General features: G+C 62.8%; 22 protein-coding genes. 8 read left to right on the plus strand and 14 right to left on the minus strand.

From position 1 onward, the window contains the following. Nucleotides 1–178: 178 nt before the first annotated feature. Genes HU750_RS09450 through HU750_RS09465 form a run of 4 tightly spaced genes read right to left on the minus strand, consistent with a single transcriptional unit; the run spans nucleotide 179 to nucleotide 2786 of the window. Complete coding sequence (locus HU750_RS09450; RefSeq protein WP_186678916.1) at nucleotides 179–1498, minus strand: ATP-binding protein; 1320 nt, start codon at nucleotides 1496–1498, stop codon at nucleotides 179–181. Then, nucleotides 1495–2163: a response regulator transcription factor gene (locus HU750_RS09455; protein ID WP_186678919.1), complete on the minus strand. Its 669-nt coding sequence runs from the start codon at nucleotides 2161–2163 to the stop codon at nucleotides 1495–1497. The genes HU750_RS09450 and HU750_RS09455 overlap by 4 nt, the downstream gene beginning before the upstream one ends. Next, nucleotides 2164–2478, minus strand: a complete 315-nt coding sequence (locus HU750_RS09460; RefSeq protein ID WP_186678922.1) for a PepSY domain-containing protein — start codon at nucleotides 2476–2478, stop codon at nucleotides 2164–2166. Continuing rightward, the gene (locus tag HU750_RS09465) at nucleotides 2478–2786 is read right to left on the minus strand and encodes a PepSY domain-containing protein (RefSeq protein ID WP_099429918.1); all 309 of its coding nucleotides are present in this window, start codon (nucleotides 2784–2786) and stop codon (nucleotides 2478–2480) included. Before HU750_RS09465 ends, HU750_RS09460 begins: the two co-directional genes overlap by 1 nt. Nucleotides 2787–2920: 134 nt before the next feature. Here HU750_RS09465 and queD point away from each other — a divergent pair, with 134 nt between their 5' ends. Continuing rightward, nucleotides 2921–3277: a 6-carboxytetrahydropterin synthase QueD gene (gene queD / locus HU750_RS09470; protein WP_033699061.1), complete on the plus strand. Its 357-nt coding sequence runs from the start codon at nucleotides 2921–2923 to the stop codon at nucleotides 3275–3277. A 120-nt stretch (nucleotides 3278–3397) separates the two neighbouring features. On the opposite strand, the gene HU750_RS09475 is transcribed toward queD, so the two are convergent. After that, nucleotides 3398–3877, minus strand: coding sequence for a DUF1289 domain-containing protein (locus HU750_RS09475; protein WP_172960418.1), 480 nt, complete (start codon nucleotides 3875–3877; stop codon nucleotides 3398–3400). A gap of 404 nt (nucleotides 3878–4281) precedes the next feature. Here HU750_RS09475 and acnB point away from each other — a divergent pair, with 404 nt between their 5' ends. Beyond that, nucleotides 4282–6891, plus strand: coding sequence for a bifunctional aconitate hydratase 2/2-methylisocitrate dehydratase (acnB, locus tag HU750_RS09480; RefSeq protein WP_186679057.1), 2610 nt, complete (start codon nucleotides 4282–4284; stop codon nucleotides 6889–6891). 208 nt (nucleotides 6892–7099) lie between these two features. On the opposite strand, the gene prpD is transcribed toward acnB, so the two are convergent. The 6 genes from prpD to HU750_RS09510 form a co-directional block, all read right to left on the minus strand. Continuing rightward, the gene (gene prpD, locus HU750_RS09485; RefSeq protein WP_186678940.1) at nucleotides 7100–8584 is read right to left on the minus strand and encodes a 2-methylcitrate dehydratase; all 1485 of its coding nucleotides are present in this window, start codon (nucleotides 8582–8584) and stop codon (nucleotides 7100–7102) included. Nucleotides 8585–8724: 140 nt separating this feature from the next. Next, a complete protein-coding gene (prpF, locus tag HU750_RS09490; protein WP_027593918.1) occupies nucleotides 8725–9915 on the minus strand; it encodes a 2-methylaconitate cis-trans isomerase PrpF in 1191 nt (396 codons plus the stop codon). Nucleotides 9916–10064: 149 nt separating this feature from the next. Beyond that, the gene (acnD, locus tag HU750_RS09495; protein WP_186679063.1) at nucleotides 10065–12653 is read right to left on the minus strand and encodes a Fe/S-dependent 2-methylisocitrate dehydratase AcnD; all 2589 of its coding nucleotides are present in this window, start codon (nucleotides 12651–12653) and stop codon (nucleotides 10065–10067) included. Between the two features lie 76 nt (nucleotides 12654–12729). Continuing rightward, nucleotides 12730–13857: a bifunctional 2-methylcitrate synthase/citrate synthase gene (gene prpC, locus HU750_RS09500; protein WP_186678954.1), complete on the minus strand. Its 1128-nt coding sequence runs from the start codon at nucleotides 13855–13857 to the stop codon at nucleotides 12730–12732. Nucleotides 13858–14031: 174 nt separating this feature from the next. Then, on the minus strand, nucleotides 14032–14922 hold the full coding sequence (gene prpB / locus HU750_RS09505; protein WP_027593921.1) for a methylisocitrate lyase: 891 nt from the start codon (nucleotides 14920–14922) through the stop codon (nucleotides 14032–14034). Continuing rightward, nucleotides 14919–15635 (minus strand): GntR family transcriptional regulator, encoded by a 717-nt coding sequence (locus HU750_RS09510; protein ID WP_186678956.1) that lies wholly within the window; start codon nucleotides 15633–15635, stop codon nucleotides 14919–14921. The genes prpB and HU750_RS09510 overlap by 4 nt, the downstream gene beginning before the upstream one ends. A 293-nt stretch (nucleotides 15636–15928) precedes the next feature. Between HU750_RS09510 and rloA the strand changes: the two genes are divergently transcribed. The 5 genes from rloA (at nucleotide 15929) to HU750_RS09535 (ending at nucleotide 21390) form a co-directional block, all read left to right on the plus strand. After that, nucleotides 15929–16465 carry a retropepsin-like aspartic peptidase RloA gene (gene rloA / locus HU750_RS09515; RefSeq protein ID WP_027593923.1) on the plus strand — a complete coding sequence of 179 codons (537 nt, stop codon included), beginning with the start codon at nucleotides 15929–15931 and terminating at the stop codon, nucleotides 16463–16465. Between the two features lie 5 nt (nucleotides 16466–16470). Beyond that, nucleotides 16471–18006, plus strand: a complete 1536-nt coding sequence (rloB, locus tag HU750_RS09520) for an osmotic stress tolerance membrane protein RloB (RefSeq protein ID WP_027593924.1) — start codon at nucleotides 16471–16473, stop codon at nucleotides 18004–18006. Continuing rightward, the gene (locus tag HU750_RS09525; RefSeq protein WP_099429926.1) at nucleotides 18006–18986 is read left to right on the plus strand and encodes an alpha-L-glutamate ligase-like protein; all 981 of its coding nucleotides are present in this window, start codon (nucleotides 18006–18008) and stop codon (nucleotides 18984–18986) included. Before rloB ends, HU750_RS09525 begins: the two co-directional genes overlap by 1 nt. Nucleotides 18987–19206: 220 nt before the next feature. Beyond that, a complete protein-coding gene (gene pabB / locus HU750_RS09530; RefSeq protein WP_186678959.1) occupies nucleotides 19207–20550 on the plus strand; it encodes an aminodeoxychorismate synthase component I in 1344 nt (447 codons plus the stop codon). A gap of 105 nt (nucleotides 20551–20655) precedes the next feature. Beyond that, nucleotides 20656–21390, plus strand: a complete 735-nt coding sequence (locus HU750_RS09535; RefSeq protein ID WP_186678962.1) for a phosphoadenylyl-sulfate reductase — start codon at nucleotides 20656–20658, stop codon at nucleotides 21388–21390. Nucleotides 21391–21445: 55 nt separating this feature from the next. Here HU750_RS09535 and cysB read toward each other — a convergent pair whose 3' ends face one another. The 3 genes from cysB to HU750_RS09550 all read right to left on the minus strand — a co-directional run bounded on the left by cysB (nucleotide 21446) and on the right by HU750_RS09550 (nucleotide 24100). Further along, nucleotides 21446–22420, minus strand: coding sequence for an HTH-type transcriptional regulator CysB (gene cysB, locus HU750_RS09540; RefSeq protein ID WP_176507456.1), 975 nt, complete (start codon nucleotides 22418–22420; stop codon nucleotides 21446–21448). Between the two features lie 129 nt (nucleotides 22421–22549). After that, the gene (locus HU750_RS09545) at nucleotides 22550–23047 is read right to left on the minus strand and encodes a universal stress protein (protein WP_186678965.1); all 498 of its coding nucleotides are present in this window, start codon (nucleotides 23045–23047) and stop codon (nucleotides 22550–22552) included. Nucleotides 23048–23152: 105 nt separating this feature from the next. Beyond that, a complete protein-coding gene (locus tag HU750_RS09550) occupies nucleotides 23153–24100 on the minus strand; it encodes a putative 2-dehydropantoate 2-reductase (protein ID WP_186678968.1) in 948 nt (315 codons plus the stop codon). 233 nt (nucleotides 24101–24333) lie between these two features. On the opposite strand from HU750_RS09550, the gene HU750_RS09555 reads away from it, so the two are divergent. Beyond that, nucleotides 24334–25410, plus strand: coding sequence for a 3-deoxy-7-phosphoheptulonate synthase (locus tag HU750_RS09555; protein WP_027593931.1), 1077 nt, complete (start codon nucleotides 24334–24336; stop codon nucleotides 25408–25410). Nucleotides 25411–25424 lie beyond the last annotated feature (14 nt).

Here is a 25424-nt window from a genome sequence, read left to right on the forward strand (position 1 = left end):
AGATGGAAACTGGGAAGTTTCGTGCGGGGATTGTGCCGGGTGGGATTGGCGAGGGCCAATTCAAAAAAATGCGCCTGTACTGCAATTTTTTTGCAGTGGTGATCTGCTCACAGGCCCGCTGCGACAGTTCTGTGGGCGCGGCCTTGCGTCGCGAAAGGGGCGCGAAGCGGCCCCGGCATTATCTAGCCCTGCGCGGCAAGTCGATGCTCACCCGCAACCCGCCCAACGGGCTCTGAAGCAACGCCAGTTGCCCGCCCCAAGCCTCGACGATATCGCGCACGATGCCCAGCCCAAGGCCATGCCCATCGACCTGCTCATCCAGCCGCGAGCCCCGCTCCAGCACCTGCAGGCGCTGGCTTTCTGGAATACCTGGGCCATCATCGTCGACCCACAGCCGGTAACCGCCGTCGCTCGGTGCAATGCCCAGGCGTACTTCGCAGTCTGCCCATTTGCAAGCGTTGTCCAGCAGGTTGCCTAATAACTCTAGAACGTCCTCGCGGTCCCACGGCAACAGCAGCCCAGGCGGTACGTCCCGCTCAAGCAACAGGCCTTCACCGTGGATCATGCCCAAGGTGCTCAACAACCCCGGCAATTCGGCATCGCAATCGAACTGGGCACCGGGCAAGGCGTCACCCGCCAGGCGAGCGCGGTTGAGTTCGCGTGCCAGGCGCTGCTGAATGTGCTCAAGCTGCGCGCGCATTTGCTCGCGCACGTCCGGCAGGCCCTCCAAACGCGCGCTGGACGCCAGGCTCAGCAAGACCGCCAACGGCGTCTTCAGCGCATGGCCAAGGTTGCCCAAGGCATTGCGCGAGCGCCGCAGGCTGTCTTCGGTGTGGCTCAGCAAGTGGTTGATCTGCCCCACCAGCGGCGCCAGCTCGACAGGCACTTCGGCATCCAGTTGCGAGCGCTGCCCTTGTTGCAACTGGGCGATCTGCTGGCGGGCACGCTCCAGCGGGCGCAATGAGCGCTTAACCGTGACGCGCTGGAGCACCAGCACCAGTATCAACGCCACCAGCCCCATGCCCAGGCCGATCTGCTGCATGCGCCGGAAGCCTTCACGCACCGGTGAGTAATCCTGCGCCACACTGATCGAGATGTCCTGGCCTAGGCGGCGATAGTCAGCACGCAGCGCCAGCAATTGCTGCCCCTCTGGGCCCAGCTCGTGGCTATCGGAAAGCCCAAGAGCGGCGGGCTTGGGCATGTCCAGGTCCCACAGCGAACGCGAGCGCCAGGTACCGTTGTCAAAATCGATGCGAAAGTAATACCCGGAAAACGGCCGCTGATAGGCCGCAGAAATGCGCCGCTCATCCAACTGCAAACCTGAAGGCCCCCGCACCAGGGCCACCAGCAGGTTCTCGCTTTCCTTGCGCAAGCCGTTTTCCAGGTAGCGCTGCAGGCCCGCCTCGAACAGCCACAGGGTGAGTTGCGCCAGCACCACACCCACCACCACCAGCACGGCCACCAAACCCAGGCTCAACCGCGCCTGAATCGACTTCACGCAACGCTCCCGGCGTAGATATAGCCTTGCCCGCGGCGCGTCTCGATCACACTGCGGCCCAACTTGCGGCGCAGGTGGTTGACGTGCACTTCAAGGACGTTGGAATCGCGCTCCGTCTCGCCATCGTAAAGGTGCTCGGCCAGATGGCTCTTGGACAGGATCTGCTGCGGATGCAGCATGAAATAACGCAGCAGCCGAAACTCGGCAGCGGTCAGCTGGATATCGACACCGTCACGGCTCACGCACTGCCGGCTTTCATCCAGGTGCAGGCCGGCGGCTTCCAAGGTGGGCTGGTTGGCCAGGCCACGGGCACGGCGCAGTAACGCCTGGATGCGCAACTGCAACTCTTCGGGGTGGAAGGGTTTGCTCAGGTAGTCGTCGGCACCGGCCTTGAGGCCTTCGATGCGCTCGGCCCAGGAGCCGCGGGCGGTCAGCACCAGCACTGGCGTGGCCAGGCCAGCGGCACGCCACTGGGCGAGCACGTCGAGCCCCGGCAAGCCTGACAAGCCGAGGTCCAGGATAATCAGGTCGTAGGGTTCGCTCTGGCCCTGGTACACCGCATCGCGGCCATCGGCCAGCCAGTCCACGGCGTAGCCCTGGCGCTGCAGGCCGGCGATCAGTTCATCGGCCAGCGGGACATTGTCCTCGACAAGCAACAGGCGCATTCAGTCGTCTTCCTCGTCTTTGAGCAGGGCACCGGTACTGGCGTCTAGCTTGATTTCGCGGACCACACCTTCGGCAGTCAGCAACTCGACTTCGTATTCGTAGCGATCGTCGTCTTCTTCCAGCTCGGCCTCCAGCAAACGCGCCCCGGGGTGACGCCCCAGGGCGGTTTCCAGCAGCTGCTCGAGCGGCAGGATGACGCCCTTCTGGCGCAGTGCCAGGGCCTCGTCCTGATCCAGGTCACGGGCAGCCGCCAGGGAGCAGACAGCCAGCAGCGAAAGCGCCAGGTATCGCGCCGGCCGCGGTAAGGGGATCATCAGTTGTCTCGTGCGTCCTTGAGTACTTCACCGGTCTTGGCATCCAGGTCGACGTCCCACTCGACGTTCTGTGCGTCGCGCAGCTCGACCTTGTAGATGTAGCGGCCGTATTCGTCTTCAAGTTCCGAGTCTTTGACCGTGGCGCCTGGGTGCTTGGCCATGGCGGTGGCTTTCAGCTCATCCAGCGACTTGATGGTCTTGGCGTTGACCAGTTTGACCACTTCGTCAGGCTGAACGTCCTTGGCGAAAGCGGCATTGGCGCCCAGGGTAAGGGCGGCGGCGGTGAACAGGGCAGTCAAGGTTTTCATCGTGTCTTCTCTCCTGAGAGATGTTCAAGTTGTCTACGGGGTTAAGATTACCCAGCGGTCCTTAATTCAACCTGAAAACAGCTGGCGCCATGATAAACTGCGCGCATTCTTGATTCATACAGAGTTCTGACAGCGTGGAAATTTTCAAAGAGTTCACATTCGAATCGGCCCACCGCCTGCCGCACGTCCCTGCCGGGCACAAGTGTGGTCGCCTGCATGGTCACTCGTTCAAGGTCGGCCTGCACCTGACCGGCCCGCTTGACCCGCACACCGGGTGGATTCGTGATTTTTCCGAGATCAAGGCGATCTTCAAGCCGATCTACGAACAGCTGGACCACAACTACCTGAATGACATTCCAGGCCTTGAAAATCCCACCAGCGAAGTGATCGCCAAGTGGATCTGGGAGCAGGTCAAACCATTGCTGCCAGAACTGTCGAAGGTGCGCATTCACGAGACCTGCACCAGCGGGTGTGAATATACCGGCGACTGAGCCGAGAAATATTCCGGCCTCTTCGCGGGGCAAGCCCGCTCCCACACGTGCCCCGCAAACTCTGAATACTGTAGGGCACTTGTGGGAGCGGGCTTGCCCCGCGAAGAGGCCAGTGAAATTTCAGCCCTGCCCATTCTCCAGGGCATCGCGCAAGAAGCTCGGTGCGATATAGCGCTGGTAATGCGCCTCGGACAGCAGAAAGAACTCGCGGTCGATGGCGTCGCGCAACTGCGGCAGTTCCCAGCCTCGAAACTCCGGCAGCAATACCATGCCGTAAGCCTCCAGGTCGCGGATCATCCGTGCCCCACGGGCGATCAACTGGTAGGCCCAGCAGTATTCCGACTGTTGCTCCACAAAGCGGATGGAGCGCTGCTCCAATTGCAGGCGCAGCAGGCTTTTGTCGAAGACTTCCAGCTTGGCCATCATCACCTGCACCAGCAATTGCTCCAGACGCAGCCACACGGCGCGCTTCTGCGCGTCGTCGTAGCCGTTCCAGTTGATCACTTCATGGTGAAAACGCTTGCAGCCACGGCATACGGTGTCTCCGTACACCGTGGAGCACAGGCCGACGCAAGGGGTCTTGATGGACTTGTTGGACATGAAAAACAACGGCTTGGCGGTGGAACACGGGCCCATGTTAGCCCTTTGTCTAACCAGGGTCACTCGTTAAAGTCATCTTCGCCGCCTTACCTTCAGGCTTTTTTTGCCGTAGAATCACCCGGCCTTTTCAAGGCAACAATGTCCGTTGGAAGCTGTTTTCAAAGCGTCACGAGCACAGTTAATCCGGTAGAACGGCGTTGGCCCGGGCCATGCACCCTCGCATGCCCGTGCCAGCCCTCATCAGCTCCCCGTTCTGCAGGCGTAAAACTTTGAAAGCAGCTTCTGTAAGGATTCTCTGCGACCCTGGCTGGGCGGCCCAAGAAGCCGTCATTGCGCATGGGTGCAGGGAATGCTGGATGAGCGTCCCGGACTCCCTTTAGGGACCACTGATGAGGGTAATAACTGTGCTTGAAGCCTACCGCAAACACATCGAAGAGCGTGCCGCCCTGGGTATCGTGCCCCAGCCGCTGAACGCCGAACAAACTGCAGGCCTGGTCGAGCTGCTGAAAAACCCGCCGGCCGGCGAAGAAGCCTTCCTCGTAGACCTGCTCACCAACCGTGTACCGCCAGGGGTAGACGAAGCTGCCTACGTCAAGGCTGCTTTCCTGTCCGCCGTGGCCAAGGGCGAAGCAAAATCCCCGCTGGTCGACCGCAAGCTCGCGACCGAGCTGTTGGGCACCATGCAGGGCGGCTACAACATCGAAACGCTGGTCGCGCTGCTGGATGACGCCGAACTGGGCGCCGTCGCGGCCGAAAAGCTCAAGCACACCCTGCTGATGTTCGATGCCTTCCACGACGTGGCCGAAAAAGCCAAGGCGGGCAACGTCCACGCCAAGGCCGTGCTCGAGTCCTGGGCTGCCGGCGAGTGGTTCACCTCGCGTCCGGCCATCGCCGACAAGTACACCCTGACCGTGTTCAAGGTGCCTGGCGAAACCAACACCGACGACCTGTCCCCTGCCCCGGACGCCTGGTCGCGCCCTGACATCCCGCTGCACGCCCTGGCCATGCTGAAAATGGCCCGTGACGGCATTGAGCCACAGCAGCCAGGGTCGGTCGGCCCTCTGGCCCAGATCGAAGCGGTCAAGGCCAAAGGCTTCCCAGTTGCCTACGTGGGTGACGTGGTCGGTACCGGTTCGTCGCGTAAATCCGCCACCAACTCGGTGCTGTGGTTCTTCGGTGACGACATTCCGTACGTGCCGAACAAGCGCGCCGGTGGCTTCTGCTTCGGCACCAAGATCGCCCCGATCTTCTACAACACCATGGAAGACGCCGGCGCCCTGCCAATCGAGTTCGACTGCACCAACCTGGCCATGGGCGACGTCATCGACGTCTACCCGTTCAAAGGTGAAGTGCGCCGTCACGGCAGCGACGAACTGGTCACCAACTTCGAGCTGAAAACCGAAGTGCTGCTGGACGAAGTCCGCGCAGGTGGTCGTATCCCGCTGATCGTTGGCCGTGGCCTGACCGATAAAGCCCGCGCCGAGCTGGGCCTGGGCCCTGTCGACCTGTTCAAGAAACCGGAGCAGCCTGCCGCTTCGACCAAGGGCTTCACCCTGGCGCAGAAGATGGTCGGCCGTGCATGCGGCCTGCCAGAAGGCCAGGGCGTGCGCCCAGGTGCCTACTGCGAGCCGAAGATGACCACCGTCGGTTCCCAGGACACCACTGGCCCGATGACCCGCGACGAGCTGAAAGACCTGGCGTGCCTGGGCTTCTCCGCTGACCTGGTCATGCAGTCGTTCTGCCACACTGCGGCCTATCCGAAGCCGATCGACGTCACCACCCACCACACCCTGCCAGACTTCATCCGCACCCGTGGCGGCGTGTCGCTGCGCCCAGGCGACGGCATCATCCACAGCTGGCTGAACCGCATGCTGATGCCTGACACCGTCGGCACCGGTGGTGACTCGCACACCCGCTTCCCGATCGGCATCTCGTTCCCGGCCGGTTCCGGCCTGGTGGCCTTCGCTGCCGCCACCGGCGTCATGCCGCTGGACATGCCAGAGTCGATCCTGGTGCGTTTCAAGGGCAAGCTGCAACCTGGCATCACCCTGCGTGACCTGGTTCACGCCATCCCTTACTACGCCATCCAGAAGGGCCTGCTGACCGTCGAGAAGAAGGGCAAGAAAAACGCCTTCTCCGGCCGCATCCTGGAAATCGAAGGCCTGGACGAACTGACCGTCGAGCAAGCGTTCGAACTGTCCGACGCCTCGGCTGAACGTTCGGCTGCCGGTTGCACCATCAAGCTGCCAGAAAAGGCCATCGCCGAGTACCTGACTTCCAACATCACCCTGCTGCGCTGGATGATCGGCGAAGGCTACGGCGATGCCCGCACCCTGGAGCGTCGCGCCCAGGCCATGGAAGCCTGGCTGGCCAAGCCTGAGCTGCTGTCGGCCGACGCCGATGCCGAATACGCCGAAATCATCGAAATCGACCTGGCCGACGTCAAAGAGCCTGTGCTCTGCGCGCCGAACGACCCGGACGATGCCCGCCTGCTGTCTTCGGTACAAGGCGAGAAGATCGACGAAGTGTTCATCGGTTCGTGCATGACCAACATCGGCCACTTCCGCGCAGCCGGCAAGCTGCTGGAGAAGGTCAAGGGTGGCATTCCGACCCGTCTGTGGCTGGCCCCGCCAACCAAGATGGACGCTCACCAGCTGACCGAAGAAGGCTACTACGGCATCTACGGCAAGGCCGGTGCGCGCATGGAAATGCCAGGCTGCTCGCTGTGCATGGGTAACCAGGCACGTGTGCAGACCGGTTCGACCGTGGTTTCCACCTCGACCCGTAACTTCCCGAACCGTCTGGGCGACGCGACCAACGTGTACCTGGCATCGGCCGAGCTGGCTGCTGTCGCTTCGATCATCGGCAAACTGCCGACCGTCGAAGAGTACATGCAGTACGCGAAAGACATCGACAGCATGGCTGCCGACGTCTACCGCTACCTGAGCTTCGACCAGATCGCCGAGTTCCGCGAGGCTGCGGCCAACGCCAAAATCCCGGTTGTTCAGGCGTAATCAGCAGTAAGCTGTAAGAAAAAACCCCAGCAGAAATGCTGGGGTTTTTTATTGCCCTTTCAGGCCTCTCCCCGGGGCAAGCCCGCTCCCACGGGTTTGGACTGTCCCCAAGAAGTTGGACACCCATCCAATTTTCTGGGGGCAGTCAAGGTTTGCTCGGCCCCTGTAGGAGCGGGCTTGCCCCGCGAAGAGGAGCGCACTGGCAACCTCACATCACGAACAAATCCACAAACCTGTGCACCGCCGTCGCCTCCAGCTTTTGCTGATCCTCGCACAGCTCGAAAATCGCCTCACACCGCTGCCGCGCAAACCGCGTCGCCAGGTTCTCCCTGAACTTCGACTCCAGCAACGGTATGCCCTCCCCGCGCCGACGCCTGTGCCCGACCGGGTACTCCACCACGACCTGCTCGGTGCTGCTGCCATCCTTGAAAAACACCTGCAAGCCGTTGGCGATCGAGCGCTTGTCAGCCTCCAGGTATTCACGGGTGAAGCGCGGGTCCTCGACCACCTCCATCTTGTCGCGCAGGCGGTCGATACTCGGGTGGGCGGCGTGGAAGACATCCTCGTAATGCTCGGCCACCAGATGCCCAAAAATCAGCGGCACCGCCACCATGTACTGCAGGCAGTGATCACGGTCAGCGGCATTGGCCAGTGAGCCGACCTTGGAGATGATGCGAATGGCCGACTCCTGCGTGGTAATGACAATACGGTCCACCTCATGCAGGCGATTGCGCACCTGCGGGTGCAGCAGCACGGCGGCTTCACAGGCCGTCTGGGCGTGGAACTCGGCCGGAAAACTGACTTTGAACAGCACGTTCTCCATCACATAGCTGGCCAAGGGCTGCGGAAGGCGCAACTCCTGCTGGGCAGAGGGCTTGAGCGCCAGGTCCTTGTTGGTATGACTGAATGAGACGTCATAGAAACCCCATTGCGGCGCCGTGAGCACGCCAGGCACACCCATCTCGCCACGCAGCGCGATATCGGCCAGGCGCACGCCCCGGCTGGACGCATCGCCGGCAGCCCAGGACTTGCGCGAGCCTGCGTTGGGTGCATGGCGGTAGGTACGCAGCGCCTGGCCATCGACAAAGGCATGCGACAACGCCGACAGCAGTTGCTCGCGGTTGGCCCCCATCAGCTTGGCGCACACGGCCGTGGAGGCCACTTTGACCAGGATCACGTGGTCTAGGCCCACACGATTGAACGAATTCTCCAGCGCCAACACGCCCTGGATCTCGTGCGCCATGACCATGGCTTCGAGCACTTCGCGCATCAGCAGTGGGCTTTCACCCTTTGCTACGTGTTTTTGCGACAGGTGATCGGCCACGGCCAAAATGCCGCCGAGGTTGTCCGAAGGGTGCGCCCACTCGGCGGCCAGCCAGGTGTCGTTGTAGTCCAGCCAGCGCACGATGCAGCCAATGTCCCAGGCGGCTTTGACCGGATCGAGGCGGTAGGCGGTGCCGGGCACACGGGCGCCATTCGGCACCACCGTGCCTTCCACCAGCGGGCCGAGGTGTTTGGTGCACTCGGGGAAGCGCAGGGCCAGCAGGCCGCAGCCCAGGGTGTCCATCAGGCAGTTGCGCGCGGTGTCCAGTGCCTCCAGGGATTCGACCCGGTAGGTGAGGACGTAATCGGCGAGGGTCTGCAGCACCCGGTCGTAGTCGGGGCGCTGGTTAAGGTCCACGTTGGCGCTCATTTGCAGCTCCTGTGATTGTGGGGCTGCCTGGCAGCCCATCGCCGGCAAGCCGGCTCCCACAGGTTCGGAGTGGGAGCCGGCTTGCCGGCGATGGGCCGCGAAGCGGCCCCAGTCATCGAACGCCGAGCGCCAGTGGTGCGTCAGAAGCTATCGCCAGGCACCCTCACCCAGCCTTCCATCAGCACGCGAGCACTGCGGCTCATGATTGCCTTGGTCACCGTCCATTCGCCCTTCACCTGACGCGCTTCGGCGCCAACCCGCAGGGTGCCGGAAGGGTGACCGAACCGTACGGCACTGCGCTCGCGCCCGCCGGCGGCGAGGTTGACCAGCGTGCCTGGGATGGCGGCAGCGGTACCGATGGCGACCGCAGCAGTGCCCATCATCGCGTGGTGCAGCTTGCCCATGGACAACGCACGCACCAGCAGGTCGATGTCAGCCGCCGCAACCACCTTGCCACTGGACGCAGTGTAGGTGCTCGGTGGCGCGACGAAGGCCACTTTCGGCGTGTGCTGACGCCCGGCCGCCTGGTCGACATGCTCGATCAGCCCCATGCGCACGGCGCCATAGGCACGGATTGTCTCGAAGCGCAGCAGCGCTTGCGGGTCACCGTTGATCGCGTCTTGCAGCTCGGCGCCGGTGTAGCCGATATCGCTGGCATTGACGAAGATGGTCGGGATACCCGCATTGATCAGGGTTGCCTTGAACGTGCCAACCCCTGGCACTTCCAGGTCATCTACCAGGTTGCCGGTTGGGAACATCGACCCACCTGCGCCCTCTTCGTCGGCAGCTGGGTCCAGGAACTCCAGCTGAACCTCGGCCGCCGGGAAGGTCACGCCATCGAGTTCGAAATCCCCGGTTTCCTGCACTTCACCTTCGGTGATTGGCACGTGGGCGATGATGGTCTTGCCGATATTGGCCTGCCAGATGCGCACGGTCGCGATGCCGTCACGCGGCACCCGCGCCGGGTCGACCAGGCCGCTGCTGATGGCGAAGGAACCGACTGCGGCAGACAGATTGCCGCAGTTACCGCTCCAGTCGACGAAGGCCTTGTCGATGCTGACCTGGCCAAACAGATAGTCGACGTCGTGTTCGGGCTTGATGCTGCGCGAGAGGATCACCGTTTTACTGGTGCTCGAGGTGGCGCCGCCCATGCCATCGATCTGCTTGCCGTAGGGGTCGGGGCTGCCGATGACCCGCAACAGCAGCGCATCGCGGGCTGGGCCTGGGATCTGCGCCTGCTCGGGGAGGTCGTCCAGGCGGAAGAATACGCCTTTGCTGGTACCGCCACGGATGTAGGTGGCGGGGATCTTGATTTGTGGTGCGTGTGCCATTGCTGTGCTGTCCTGTCTGAAAATGCAATAACCCTTAGGTCCGCTGCGCGGCCCATCGCCGGCAAGCCAGCTCCTACAGCTACGGCGCAAAGCGCTATCCCTGTAGGAGCCGGCTTGCCGGCGATGGGCTGCAAAGCAGCCCCAAACACTCAAGCAGAAGCTTCGAGGAAGTCTTGGGCAAAGCGCTGCAGCACCCCGCCCGCCTCGTAGATCGACACTTCCTCGGCGGTATCCAGGCGGCAGGTCACCGGCACCTCGACCCGCTCGCCATTGCGACGGGTAACCACCAGCGTCAGCGTTGCACGCGGCTTGCGCTCACCGAGCACATCATAGGTCTCACTGCCATCCAGACCCAGGGTGTTGCGGTCCGTACCCGGCTTGAACTCCAGCGGCAGCACGCCCATGCCCACCAGGTTGGTGCGGTGAATGCGTTCGAAGCCTTCGGCGACGATCGCCTCGACACCCGCCAGGCGCACCCCCTTGGCCGCCCAGTCACGGGACGAGCCCTGGCCGTAGTCGGCACCAGCGACGATGATCAGCGGCTGCTTGCGCTCCATGTAGGTCTCGATCGCCTCCCACATGCGGGTCACCTTGCCTTCCGGCTCGATGCGCGCCAACGAGCCCTGTTTCACGCTGCCGTCGTCCTGGCGCACCATTTCGTTGAACAGCTTGGGGTTGGCGAACGTGGCGCGCTGGGCGGTCAGGTGGTCGCCACGGTGGGTGGCGTAGGAGTTGAAGTCCTCCTCCGGCAGGCCCATTTTCGCCAGGTATTCCCCCGCCGCGCTGTCCATCATGATGGCGTTGGACGGTGACAGGTGATCGGTGGTGATGTTGTCCGGCAGCACCGCCAGCGGGCGCATGCCACGCAGGGTGCGCTCACCGGCCAGGGCGCCTTCCCAGTACGGCGGACGGCGGATATAGGTGCTCATCGGGCGCCACGCGTACAGCGGCGCCACCTTCGGCCCACGGTCTTCCTCGATGGCGAACATGGGGATGTAGACCTTGCGGAACTGCTCCGGCTTGACCGAGGCACGCACCACGGCGTCGATTTCTTCATCGCTCGGCCAGATATCCTTGAGGCGGATTTCCTTGCCGTCAACCACGCCCAGCACGTCCTTCTCGATGTCGAACCGGATGGTCCCGGCGATGGCGTAGGCCACCACCAGCGGCGGCGAGGCCAGGAACGCCTGCTTGGCGTAAGGGTGGATGCGCCCGTCAAAGTTGCGGTTACCCGACAACACCGCAGTGGCATACAGGTCACGCTCGACGATCTCTTGCTGGATCACCGGGTCCAACGCACCGGACATGCCGTTGCAGGTGGTGCAGGCGAAAGCGACGATGCCAAAGCCCAGGTGCTCCAGCTCTTTCTCAAGCCCCGCTTCTTCCAGGTACAGCTGCACAGCCTTGGAGCCTGGCGCCAGCGAGGATTTGACCCAGGGCTTGCGCGCCAGGCCCAGCTTGTTGGCATTGCGCGCCAAAAGGCCCGCAGCGATCACGTTTCGCGGGTTGCTGGTGTTGGTGCAACTGGTGATGGCGGCGATGATGACCGCGCCGTCCGGCATTTGCCCCGGGACGTCTTCCCAAGCCCCGGCGATGCCCTTGGCCGCCAGGTCGCTGGTGGCCACGCGGGCATGCGGGTTGGACGGGCCGGCCATGTTGCGCACCACGCTCGACAGGTCGAAGCTCAGGGTACGCTCGTAGACGGCGCCGGCCAGGCTGTCGGCCCACAGGCCGGTGGCCTTGGCGTAGGTTTCCACCAGCTTGACCTGCTGCTCTTCGCGGCCGGTCAGCTTGAGGTAGTCGATGGTCTGCTGGTCGATGGCGAACATCGCCGCAGTGGCGCCGTATTCAGGTGCCATGTTGGAGATGGTCGCGCGGTCGCCCAGGGTCAGGGCACGGGCACCCTCGCCATGGAACTCCAGGTAGGCGCCGACGACTTTCTGTTTACGCAGGAACTCGGTCAGGGCCAGCACCAGGTCGGTGGCGGTGATGTTCGGCGCCAGCTTGCCGGTCAGCTCGACGCCGACGATTTCCGGCAGGCGCATCCACGAGGCACGGCCAAGCATCACGTTCTCGGCTTCCAGGCCGCCGACACCAATGGCGATCACGCCCAGGGCGTCGACATGCGGGGTGTGGCTGTCGGTGCCAACGCAGGTGTCCGGGTAGGCCACGCCGCGGTCGCTGTGGATCACCGGCGACATCTTCTCCAGGTTGATCTGGTGCATGATGCCGTTGCCCGGCTGGATCACGTCGACGTTCTTGAACGCCTTCTTGGTCCAGTTGATGAAGTGGAAACGGTCTTCGTTACGGCGGTCTTCGATGGCACGGTTTTTCTCGAACGCCTGTGGGTCGAAACCACCGCATTCGACCGCCAGGGAGTGGTCGACGATCAACTGCACCGGCACCACCGGGTTGACCTGGGCCGGGTCGCCGCCCTTGTCGGCAATGGCGTCACGCAGGCCGGCCAGGTCGACCAGAGCGGTTTGGCCGAGGATGTCGTGGCACACCACGCGCGCCGGGAACCACGGGAAGTCGAGGTCGCGCTTGCGCTCGATCAGTTGGCTGAGCGAGGCGTCGAGGGTGGCGGGGTCGCAGCGGCGCACCAGGTTTTCGGCGAGCACGCGCGAGGTGTAGGGCAACCCGTCGTAGGCGCCGGGCTTGATAGCCTCGACTGCCGCGCGGGCATCGAAGTAGTCCAGGTCGGTGCCTGGCAGGTGCTTGCGGAATGCGGTGTTCATCATGGAATCAGGCTCGGTCACAGGATTCGGAAGGTTGCTCCGTCCCTGTGGGAGCGGGTTGCCTCTCTAGATCTATTCAGCGCTGCTCGATCGGCACGAACTGGCGCTGTTCGACGCCGACATACTCGGCGCTCGGGCGGATGATGCGGTTGTTGGCACGCTGTTCGAACACGTGCGCCGCCCAGCCGGTCAGGCGCGAGCAGACGAAGATCGGGGTGAACAGCTTGGTCGGAATGCCCATGAAGTGGTACGCCGACGCATGGTAGAAGTCGGCGTTAGGGAACAGGCGTTTCTGCTCCCACATGGTCTTGTCGATGGCTTCGGACACTGGGTACAGGACCTTGTCACCGACCTCGTCAGCCAGTTGCTTCGACCAGCCCTTGATCACCTCGTTGCGTGGGTCGGACTCTTTGTAGATGGCATGGCCAAAGCCCATGATCTTGTCCTTGCGCTCCAGCATCTTGAGCAGCTCGGCCGTGGCGTCCTGCGGGCTCTGGAAGCGTTCGATCAGCTCCATCGCCGCTTCGTTGGCACCGCCGTGCAGCGGGCCACGCAGCGAGCCGATGGCGGCGGTGACGCAGGAGTACAAGTCGGACAGGGTCGAAGCGCAGACGCGTGCGGTGAAGGTCGAGGCGTTGAATTCGTGCTCCGCGTAGAGGATCAGCGACACGTTCATCACCTTGACATGCAACTCGCTCGGCTTCTTGCCGTGCAGCAGGTGCAGGAAATGCCCGCCGAGGGTGTCTTCATCGCTGGTGCAGTCGATGCGCACGCCATGGTGGGTGAAGCGGTACCAGTAGCACATCACGGCCGGGAACAGCGCCAGCAGGCGGTCGGTCTTGTCGTGCTGGGCTTCGAAGGTGAGTTCGGGCTCTAGGGTGCCCAACACTGAGCAGCCGGTGCGCATCACGTCCATCGGGTGGGCGTCGCGCGGGATGCGTTCGAGCACTTCCTTGAGGGCTTGCGGCAGGTCACGCAGGCCCTTCAGCTTGTGCTTGTAGTCAGCCAGCTCGGCCTGGGTCGGCAGCTCGCCGTACAGCAACAGGTAGGCCACTTCTTCGAATTCAGCACCGGCCGCCAAGTCACGGACGTCGTAGCCCCGGTAGGTCAGGCCGGCACCGGCCTGGCCAACGGTCGACAGTGCGGTCTGGCCGGCCACCTGGCCACGCAGGCCTGCGCCACTGAGTACTTTTGCTTCGGCCATGGTGTTTCTCCTTTCTTGAATTTGTTATGGATTTCTTGCTGGCTAATTTGGTTTGCCTGTACCGGCCTCTTCGCGGGACAAACCCACTCCCACAGGTCCATCACAGCTTTTGAAACTTGTGCTGGACCTGTGGGAGCGGGCTTGTCCCGCGAAAGGGCCAGCACAGGCAGTCACTTATCCTTTCTTCTGGGCAAACAACGCATCGAGGCTCTGCTCGAAGGCGTGGTAACCAATGGCATCGTAGAGCTCCATGCGGGTCTGCATGGTGTCGACCACATTCTTCTGGGTGCCGTCACGACGCAGCGCCGTGTAGACATTCTCGGCCGCCTTGTTCATGGCGCGGAACGCCGACAGCGGGTACAGCACCAGCGACACGTCGACCGACGCCAGCTCTTCGGTGGTGTACAGCGGGGTGGCGCCGAATTCAGTGATGTTGGCCAGGATCGGCGCTTGCACACGGTCAGCGAAGGTCTTGTACATCGAAAGCTCGGTAATGGCCTCCGGGAAGATCATGTCGGCGCCGGCCTCGACGCACGCTGCGGCACGGTCCAATGCAGCATTCAAGCCTTCGACGGCCAGGGCATCGGTGCGCGCCATGATCACGAAGCTGTCATCGGTACGGGCATCGACGGCGGCCTTGATACGGTCGACCATTTCCTGCTGGGTGACGATTTCCTTGTTCGGGCGGTGGCCACAACGCTTGGCGCCAACCTGGTCTTCGATGTGGATCGCCGCTGCGCCGAACTTGCTCATCGAGCGCACGGTACGCGCCACGTTGAACGCCGAGGCACCGAAGCCGGTGTCGACATCCACCAGCAGCGGCACGTCGCAGACGTCGGTGATGCGGCGCACATCGGTGAGCACATCGTCCAGGCCGCTGATACCCAGGTCCGGCAGGCCCAGCGAGCCTGCGGCCACGCCGCCACCGGACAGGTAGATGGCCTTGAAGCCGGCGCGCTTGGCCAGCAGGGCATGGTTGGCGTTGATGGCGCCGACTACCTGCAAGGGATGTTCGGCGGCAACCGCGTCGCGGAAACGTTGGCCGGGCGTGCTCTTCACAGTCATGAATCACCTCGTGGGCTATTGTCGTTGGCGTCCAGGTAGTGACGCTCGATGTTGCGTTTGGACGCGCCGATGTGGCGGCGCATCAGGAGTTCGGCCAGTTCACCGTCACGGTCGGCGATGGCATCGAGAATCCGGTGGTGTTCGGCAAACGCCTGGCGTGGCCGATTGGGCGTGGCGGAGAATTGGATGCGGTACATGCGCACCAGCTGGTACAGCTCGCCACACAGCATCTTGACCAGGGTCTGGTTGCCGCTGCCCTGGATGATCCGGTAGTGGAAGTCGTAGTCACCTTCCTGCTGGTAGTAGCCGACACCCGCCTGGAACGCCGCATCGCGCTCATGGGTGTCGAGCACCCGGCGCAGTTCGTCGATATCGGCCTGGCTCATGCGCTCGGTGGCCAGGCGGCAGGCCATGCCTTCGAGCGATTCGCGGATTTCGTACAGCTCGATCAGCTCGGCATGGTTGAGCGACACCACCCGCGCCCCGACATGCGGCACGCGCACCAGCAGGCGCTGGCCTTCGAGGCGGTGGATGGCCTCGCGCAGCGGCCCGCGGCTGATGCCGTAGGTCCGCGCCAGCTCCGGCTCGGAAATTTTGCTGCCCGGGGCGATGTCGCCCTTGACGATGGCCGCTTGGATGCGCCGAAAGACGTTTTCGGACAAGGTTTCCGTTTCGTCCGCCAACGCTGGGCTGGGAGTGGATAGGTCCAGCATATTGTCGACACCCTGATAATCACATGGCCAGAAATTAGCTAATTCAGCGCGATCAGTCAAAGACAAAATGAACATTGTCGACAATCGTCTAATAACGAACTAACCCTGCCCCGCTGCTGTCAGATCGCGACGCGCTGGCGTCAAGACGTCGGCGTGATAGAATGCCGCGCCTCCGACGGAGTATGGATAGCGTGTCTGTCATCTATTCATGTTGTTGACAGATGAACGAGGAAGCTTGCGCAGTCGTTGCCAGTCGCCTTGCCCCGAACCCTGCACAGTACCGCGCCAGGATTATGAGACTTACACCCGTTTTATTGCTGCTATGCCTCACCCTGCTGCCGGCCATCGGCCAAGCGGCGGGCAAGACCGTGTACGGTCTCAACGAATACGCAAAGCTGGGCGACCTGGACCTGGAAGTGGCCGCCAAGCTCGACACCGGTGCCAAGACCGCCTCGCTCAGCGCCCGCGACATCAAGCGCTTCAAGCGCAACGGCGAGAGCTGGGTGCGTTTCTACCTGGCCATCGATGCCGCCCACTCGCACCCGATCGAACGCCCCCTCGCGCGCGTCAGCAAGATCAAGCGACGGGCAGGCGACTACGATGCCGAATCGGGCAAGGCCTACACCGCGCGCCCGGTCATCGAACTCGAAATCTGCATGGGCCAGGCCCTGCGCACCATCGAAGTCAACCTCACCGACCGCAGCGCGTTCCAGTTCCCGCTGCTGATCGGCTCCGAGGCGCTCAAGCACTTCGACGCGCTGGTCGACCCAAGCCTTAAATACGCGGCCGGCAAACCTGCCTGTGCCACCGACGCTCCTAAAGCAGAGTAATCCCGATGCGCTCTCTTACCCTCCATCTGAAAGTCCTGATCACCGTCCTGGTGCTGCTGGGCGTGGCGGTCACCGCTTATCAGATCTTCTTCCTCGGCATCCCGGTGACCGAAGACGAAACCGACGACCTGTGGAATATCGACGCCAAGGTCGAGTTCGTGGCCAGCACCAAGGACCCGGTCAAGGTGCAGATGTTCGTGCCGCCACTGAACCGCGACTACGTCAGCCTCAACGAGAGCTTCATCTCCAACAACTATGGGGTGAGCGTCAACCGTGCCGACGGCAACCGCAAGGTGACCTGGTCGGCACGCCGCGCCAGCGGCAACCAGACGCTCTACTACCGCCTGGTGCTGACCAAGCGCTACAGCAACGAAAAGACCACCATCAAGGGCCCGACCTTCCGTGACAGCCTGGCAGTCGACGGCCCCGAGAAGATCGCTGCCGAAGCCCTGATGGCGCCTATCCGCCAGCATTCGGCCGACGTCGAAACCTTCGTCAGCGAGACCATCAAGCGGGTCAACAACCTCAACGACGACAACGTCAAGCTGCTGCTGGCCGGCGACACCTCGGCCATGAAGAAGGCCCAGGTCATCGACCTGCTGTTGTCCATCGCCCACGTGCCGATGGAAAAGGTCCACACCATCCGCCTGGTCGCCGACACCCCGCAGACCCCAGAGCTGTGGCTGCGCAGCTTCAACGGCAACGACTGGCTGTACTTTAACCCGGACACCGGCGAGCAGGGCCTGCCCAACGACCGCCTGCTGTGGTGGACCGGTGATGACAACCTGATCACCGTCGATGGCGGCAAGAAAGCCAACGTCACCTTCAGCATGAACAACAGCGAGATGAATGCCATCCGCCTGGCCAAGCTGACCGACGAGAACACCGACGCCGACTTCCTCGAGTACTCGCTGTACGGCCTGCCGCTGCAGACCCAGCAGACCTTCATGATCATGGTGATGATCCCAATCGGCGTGCTGGTGATCCTGGTGCTGCGCAACCTGATCGGCCTGCAGACCCTGGGTACCTTCACCCCGGTCCTGATCGCCCTGGCCTTCCGCGAAACCCAACTGGGCTTCGGGATCGTGTTGTTCACGGTGATCACGGCGCTGGGCCTGTCACTGCGCTCGTACCTCGAACACCTCAAGCTGCAGATGCTGCCACGCCTGTCGGTGGTGCTGACCTTCGTGGTGGTGCTGATCGCCGCCATCAGCCTGTTCAGCCACAAGCTGGGCCTGGAGCGCGGGTTGTCGGTGGCGCTGTTCCCGATGGTGATCCTGACCATGACCATCGAACGCCTGTCGATCACCTGGGAAGAGCGCGGCGGTGGCCATGCCATGAAAGTGGCCATCGGCACCCTGTTCGCAGCGTCCGTCGCGCACCTGCTGATGATGGTGCCGGAGCTGGTGTACTTCGTCTTCACCTTCCCGGCGGTGCTGCTGATTCTGGTGGGCTTCATGCTGGCGATGGGTCGCTACCGCGGCTACCGCCTGACCGAGCTCGTTCGCTTCAAGGCATTCCTGAAGAAGGCTGATGCCTGATGTTCGGACTGATCAAGACCTGGAAAGCCCTGGAGGCCCGGGGCATCATGGGCATCAACCGGCGCAACGCGGACTATGTCCTGAAGTACAACAAGCGCCACCTGTACCCGATCGTCGACGACAAAATCATCACCAAAGAGCGCGCGCTCGCGGCCGGCATCCATGTGCCGGAAATGTACGGCGTCATCGAGACCGAGAAAGAGATCGAGAAGCTCGACCAGATTATCGGCGGGCGCAGTGACTTCGTCATCAAACCGGCGCAAGGCGCCGGCGGTGACGGCATCCTGGTGATCGCCGACCGCTTCGAGGACCGCTACCGCACGGTGTCGGGCAAGATCATCAGCCACGAGGAAATCGAGCACCAGATCTCGAGCATCCTTACCGGCCTGTACTCGCTGGGTGGCCACCGCGACCGGGCGCTGATCGAGTACCGGGTCACGCCGGACCAGATCTTCAAGAGCATCAGCTACGAAGGCGTACCGGACATCCGCATCATCGTGCTGATGGGCTACCCGGTCATGGCCATGCTGCGCCTGCCGACCCGCCAGTCCGGCGGCAAGGCCAACCTGCACCAGGGCGCCATCGGCGTGGGTGTCGACCTGGCCACAGGGGTGACCCTGCGCGGCACCTGGCTGAACAACATCATCAGCAAGCACCCGGACACCACCAACGCCGTGGACGGCGTGCAACTGCCGAACTGGGACGGTTTCATGAAGCTTGCGGCTGGCTGCTACGAGCTGTGCGGCCTGGGCTACATCGGTGTGGACATGGTGCTGGACCAGGAAAAGGGCCCACTGATTCTGGAACTCAACGCCCGCCCTGGCCTGAACATCCAGATTGCCAACGACTGCGGGCTGACCCAGCGCACCCACGCCATCGAGGCGCACATCGAGGCGCTGGCCAAGGACGGTGTGACCGAGGATGCCGAACAGCGCGTTCGTGTCTCGCAAGGGCTGTTCGGGCACGTGCATCCGCGCTGAGTCAGTAACGACGGGGCCCGCTTCGCGAGCCATTCGCGGGGCAAGCCCGCTCCCACAGCTTGAGCGCAACACCGTATTGTGGGAGCGGGCTTGACCCGCGAATGGGCTGCAAAGCAGCCCTCGGCTTCAACACAACGTTTGAATGTCGTTCCAGCGCTAGGCGCATTTCCTACACAGGTCTACAATCGCCCTCCTCGCTTTTACATCGCCGTCCACACTGATGCCGACCTGTACGCTCCACCCCCTGCCCTACCAGCCTGACCCTGCCGCCTATTTCGCCCGCCTGCGCCAGGCGCCCGGCGCGATTCTGCTCGACAGTGCCCGCCCCGGTGCCGAACGCGGCCGCTTCGACCTGCTCAGCGCCTGGCCCATGCAACACCTGCAAGCCCACGCAGACGAGGACGGCCGCGCCTTCCTGCAACGGCTGCGCGCAGGGCTGGCGCAACTGGGCCACGCCGACTTGCCGGTTGGGGTGGAACTGCCGTTTGCCGGCGGCCTGATCGGCTACCTCAGCTACGACTTCGGCCGGCGCCTGGAAAACCTGCCCAGCCTGGCCGTCGATGATCTCGGCCTGCCCGATGCACAACTTGGCCTTTACCGCTGGGCATTGGTGACCGACCACACGCTGGCAACCAGCCAGCTGGTGTTCCACCCGAGCCTGGCAAGCGCTGAGCGCGAGCGCCTGATTGCCCTGTTCGAAGCCCCCGATTGTGCTGCAACTGGCGATTTCCACCTGCTGGCCAATATGACCGGCGACTTGAAGCCCGAGCACTACCAAGCAGCGTTCGACCAGGTGCAACGCTACATTCAGGCCGGCGATTGCTACCAGATCAACCTGACACAACGCTTCCGCGCACCGTGCCAGGGCGACCCGTGGCGCGCCTATCAGGCGCTGCGCAAAGCGTGCCCGACGCCATTCTCCGGTTACCAGCAACTGGCCGATGGCAGCGCACTGCTGAGCTTCTCGCCGGAGCGGTTCATTTGCGTCAGCCAAGGGCTGGTCGAGACTCGCCCGATCAAGGGTACCCGGCCACGCTCTAGCAACCCCGACCAGGACACCCGCAACGCCGAAGAGCTGCTGAACAGCCCCAAAGACCGCTCGGAAAACCTGATGATCGTCGACCTGCTGCGCAACGACCTGGGCCGTACCTGCCAGATCGGCTCGGTCAAGGTGCCCGAGTTGTTCAGCCTGGAAAGCTACCCCAACGTTCACCACCTGGTCAGCAGCATCACCGGGCGATTGGCCACCGACAAGGACCCACTCGACCTGATCGGCGACAGCTTCCCCGGCGGCTCGATCACCGGGGCGCCGAAGATCCGCGCCATGCAGATCATCGACGAACTGGAGCCCAGCCGCCGTGCACTGTATTGCGGCTCGTTGCTGTACGTGGATGTGCGCGGCGAGATGGACAGCTCCATCGCCATCCGCAGTGTGCTGATCAAGGACGGCCAAGCCAGTTGCTGGGGCGGCGGCGCAGTGGTGGCGGACTCCGACTGGGCGTCGGAATACGAAGAATCGATTGCCAAGGTGCGGGTGCTGATGGAGACCTTGCAACAGCTCTGATTCGGTGCCACAAGGCCTTTATGCCAGGCGTCTAACCCAGCATTTTTTTGTTACCATCACCTCATTACGAGCGCACAGCGCCACAGCCAAGATGGAAACCGCCTGATGAGCCAACCCTTCGACGTCGCCGCCCTCGCCGCGACCTATGCCAACAAGTCACCACAAGACATCCTGAAACTCGCCTTCGAGCATTTCGGCGACGACTTGTGGATCTCCTTCAGCGGCGCCGAGGATGTGGTGCTGGTCGACATGGCCTGGAAGCTGAACAAACAGGTCAAGGTCTTCAGCCTCGACACTGGCCGCCTGCACCCGGAGACCTACCGCTTCATCGACCAGGTCCGTGAGCACTATGACTTGCCGATCGAAATCCTCAGCCCGGATCGCAGCAAGCTCGATCCGTTCGTCAAGGAAAAGGGCCTGTTCAGCTTCTACAAGGACGGCCACGGCGAGTGCTGCGGCATCCGCAAGATCGAACCCCTGCGCCGCAAACTGGCCACGGTAAGCGCCTGGGCCACCGGCCAGCGACGCGACCAGAGCCCTGGCACGCGTAGCCAGGTGGCGGCACTGGAGATCGACAGCGCCTTCTCTACCCCCGAGCGCACCCTGTACAAGTTCAACCCGCTGGCACAGATGAGCAGCGAAGAAGTGTGGGGCTACATCCGCATGCTCGAGCTGCCCTACAACAGCCTGCACGAGCGCGGCTTCATCAGCATTGGCTGCGAACCGTGCACACGCCCGGTGCTGCCGAACCAGCACGAGCGCGAGGGCCGCTGGTGGTGGGAAGAGTCGACCCAGAAGGAATGCGGCCTGCACGCCGGCAACCTGATCAGCAAGGGCTAATCGACAGGTAAAGAAAAACCGGCCCACTGGGCCGGTTTTTTCATGCTCGAACGGCTTAGTGCACCGGCAGCTCGACGCCTTCGAACAGCTCTTCAAGCTCTTGCTTGTTATGGCACTGGATGGCTTTGGCCATCACTTCGCGGGTCAGGTGCGGGGCGAACTTCTCGATGAAGTCGCACATGAAGCCGCGCAGGAAAGTGCCACGGCGGAAGCCGATCTTGGTGATGCTGGCCTCGAACAGTTCGCTGGCATCCAGGGCCACCAGGTCGCTGTCGAGCTTGGTGTCAACGGCCATCTTGGCCACGATGCCCACACCCAGCCCAAGGCGCACGTATGTCTTGATCACGTCGGCGTCGGCGGCGGTGAACACCACTTTCGGCGTCAGGCCGCGATGGTTAAAGGCTTCGTCCAGCTTGGAACGGCCGGTAAACCCGAAGACGTAAGTGACGATCGGGTATTCGGCAACGGCTTCCAGGGTCAGCTTCGGCAGCTTGGCCAGCGGGTGCCCCTGCGGAACCACCACGCAGCGGTTCCACTTGTAGCACGGCATCATGATCAGGTCGCCGAACAACTCCAGCGCCTCGGTGGCGATGGCGAAGTCGACAGTGCCATCAGCGGCCATCTCGGCAATTTGCATCGGCGAGCCCTGGTGCATGTGCAGGGCCACTTCCGGGTACTGCTTGATGAAGCTGCTGATCACCGGCGGCAGCGCGTAGCGGGCCTGGGTGTGGGTGGTGGCGATGGACAGGGTGCCCTTCTTCTCGTTGGAGAATTCCTGGGCGATCTGCTTGATGCTCTCGACCTTGCGCAGGATTTCGCCAGCGGTATTGATGATGCGCTCACCTGCCGGCGTGACGCGGGTCAGGTGCTTGCCGCTGCGGGCAAAGACTTCAACGCCCAGCTCATCTTCGAGCAAACGGATCTGCTTGCTGATACCTGGCTGGGAGGTATACAGGCTCTGCGCCGTCGCGGAGACGTTGAGGTCGTGGTGCGCCACTTCCCAGATGTAGCGCAGTTGTTGAAGCTTCATAGGTTTCCCTCGGTTCAGCGGTGAGTCAGCGGCAGCAGGCAGCGACGATATATAACTATATTAGTGGTTCTGGAAATAAATCTAGAACTATTTTGTTACACGCGCCCCAGTAATAGCCTACAGCCAGCTTCACATTTTCCTACGTCCCAGGTGCTGTGCAAGCGGCACCATATACACCGGCACAGGCGACAACTGCAGCAACCGCACCGCCGTTCGCCCCAGCGGCACATCAACGCCCGCACCGGCACTGTGGCTTCCGAAAATCAGCAAATCGACGCTCAAGCGCTGCGCCTGGTCGAGTATGACCTGGGCAGGGTCACCCTGGCGCACACGCACTGCCTTGATGACCGCAAGGTCCGCCTCCTCGCCCAGTTCATCGCGAAAATTTTCCAGCACGCGCTGTTCGATATTGGCCATGACCGTGTTGACGCCCTGGCTGTGCAACTGGTCGAGCGTCTGCTCATCGAGATAGCTTTGCAGCAGCGACTCGGCGAACTGGCCCATGGGCTCCACGGCGTGAATCACATACAACTCCGCATTGAACGTGCGCGCCAATGCCAGGGCGTGCTGCATGACAAAAGGGGCGTAGACACCGAGGTCGGTGGCGTACAGCATGGAGCGGATCATTCGACCTCCTCGACTGCCGCTGCGGCAGAGCAAGCTTCAGCTTAGCAGCGCGCCGCACGCACGCTTTGCCGTCCGGCGTGCTGCTGGCGCGGGCCGCGGGAGGCGTCAGATGGGGCGTGTATCGCGGCTGATGAATGACAGCGCCTGGTACAGCATCTCCATGCGCGGCAAGCTGCAGCCCGCCGCCCGCGCGCGCGCCAGCGGCTCGCCATAAATGGCCTGAAGCTCCAGCGGGCGCTGCTGGGCATGGTCGTGGTACATGCTTGGCCAGTAGTCGGGCATCCGTTCGGTGACCTGGAACAGATGCTCGGCATACCCCTCGGGCAGCTCATGGCCACACGCTGCAGCGCCTTGCACCACCTCGTCCATCAACGCCTGGATCAGCGCCCGGCTATGCGGGTCGGCCATCAGCGGCGTGGTGCTGGCGCCGAGCAACACCGAAAGCCCGTTATACGGCACGTTCCACACCAGCTTCTGCCAACGGGCCTGGCTCAGGTTGTCCATGGCCTGCGAATCGATACCCGCCGTCTGGAACAGCCCTGCCCCCTCCTTGACCAGCGCAGCACCACCCTCGCTTGCCGGCCCACTGTGATAGCCCAGGTTGACCGCACCCAGCGCCTGATGGCGGATCACACCCGGGGCCTGGCGATTGACGCAAATGAAGCACAGGCCGCCGAGCAGGTGCATGTCGTCGCGCAATGCCGGGCGCAGTTGCTCCTCCACACCCAGGCCATTCTGCAGCAGCACCACGCGTGCGTCAGGTGCAGCGGCCTGCACGATCAGCGGCGCCAGCTGGTGATTGCTGGTGGCCTTGGCGCCCACCAGCAGCCAGTCGCATTGCGGCATGTCGGCAACATTGGCATACGCCTGAACCTGCATCTGCAACGGGCCATGCACGGCACTTTCAAGCACCAGCCCCTGGTCGCGCACCACCTCGTATTCGCTGCGCAGCAGGAAGTGCACGTCGAAACCGGCCCGCGCCAGCATCAACCCATAAAAGCCGCCAATGGCACCACTGCCGATGATCCCAATACGTGGTTTGCGCGGATGCATGCCGATCTCCAGGTAAATGTCAGTGCGCTTTTTTACACCCGTTCCGGCCCGCTGGGCATCCCAATCGCACAACAGCGCCGCCAGCACGGGAAAATCCCTGCCCTGACGGGCCAAAGCCCATTGTCGCGCCACCTGTAACGCGCTAAGGTTCGGCTCCCCGCTGCGAACATTCTTGCTGCTGGGCCGCACGGGGATTGCTGGCGGCCGGCACCCGTGACCTGACGAGTAACACGATGGCTGATTTACCGATCGACGACTTAAACGTTGCCTCCAACGAGACCCTGATCACGCCCGATCAGCTCAAGAAGGAAATCCCCCTCAGCGCCACGGCCCTGCAGACCGTGACTGCCGGCCGCCAAGTGGTGCGCGATATTCTCGACGGCAAGGACCATCGCCTGTTCGTCGTGGTCGGCCCCTGCTCCATCCACGACATCAAGGCTGCCCACGAGTACGCCGAACGCCTGAAGGTATTGGCTGCGGAAGTGTCCGACACCCTCTATCTGGTCATGCGCGTGTACTTCGAGAAGCCGCGCACCACCGTAGGCTGGAAAGGCCTGATCAACGATCCGTACCTGGATGACTCGTTCAAGATCCAGGACGGCCTGCACATCGGCCGCCAACTGCTGCTGGACCTGGCTGAAATGGGCCTGCCGACCGCTACCGAAGCGCTCGACCCGATCTCCCCGCAGTACCTGCAGGACCTGATCAGTTGGTCGGCCATCGGCGCCCGCACCACCGAATCCCAGACCCACCGCGAAATGGCCTCGGGACTGTCCTCGGCGGTCGGTTTCAAGAATGGCACCGATGGCGGCCTGACCGTTGCGATCAACGCCCTGCAGTCAGTGTCCAAACCGCACCGCTTCCTTGGCATCAACCAGGAAGGCGGCGTCTCCATCGTCACCACCAAGGGCAACCCTTACGGTCACGTGGTGCTGCGCGGCGGCAATGGCAAGCCCAATTATGACTCGGTCAGCGTCGCCTTGTGCGAACAGGACCTGGCCAAGGCCAAGATCAAGGCCAACATCATGGTCGACTGCAGCCACGCCAACTCCAACAAGGACCCGGCCCTGCAGCCACTGGTGATGGAAAACGTCGCCAACCAAATCCTCGAAGGTAACCAGTCGATCATCGGCCTGATGGTCGAGAGCCACCTGAACTGGGGCTGCCAGTCGATTCCGAAAGACCTGAACGAACTGCAATACGGTGTTTCGGTGACCGACGCCTGCATTGACTGGGCTGCGACTGAGAAGACCTTGCGCAGCATGCACGCCAAACTCAAGGATGTACTGCCGCAGCGCCAGCGCGGCTGACAAAAAAAGGGCCG

Origin of the sequence: Pseudomonas sp. SWRI50 (assembly GCF_014269095.1) — a bacterium.
GTDB lineage: Bacteria > Pseudomonadota > Gammaproteobacteria > Pseudomonadales > Pseudomonadaceae > Aquipseudomonas > Aquipseudomonas kermanshahensis.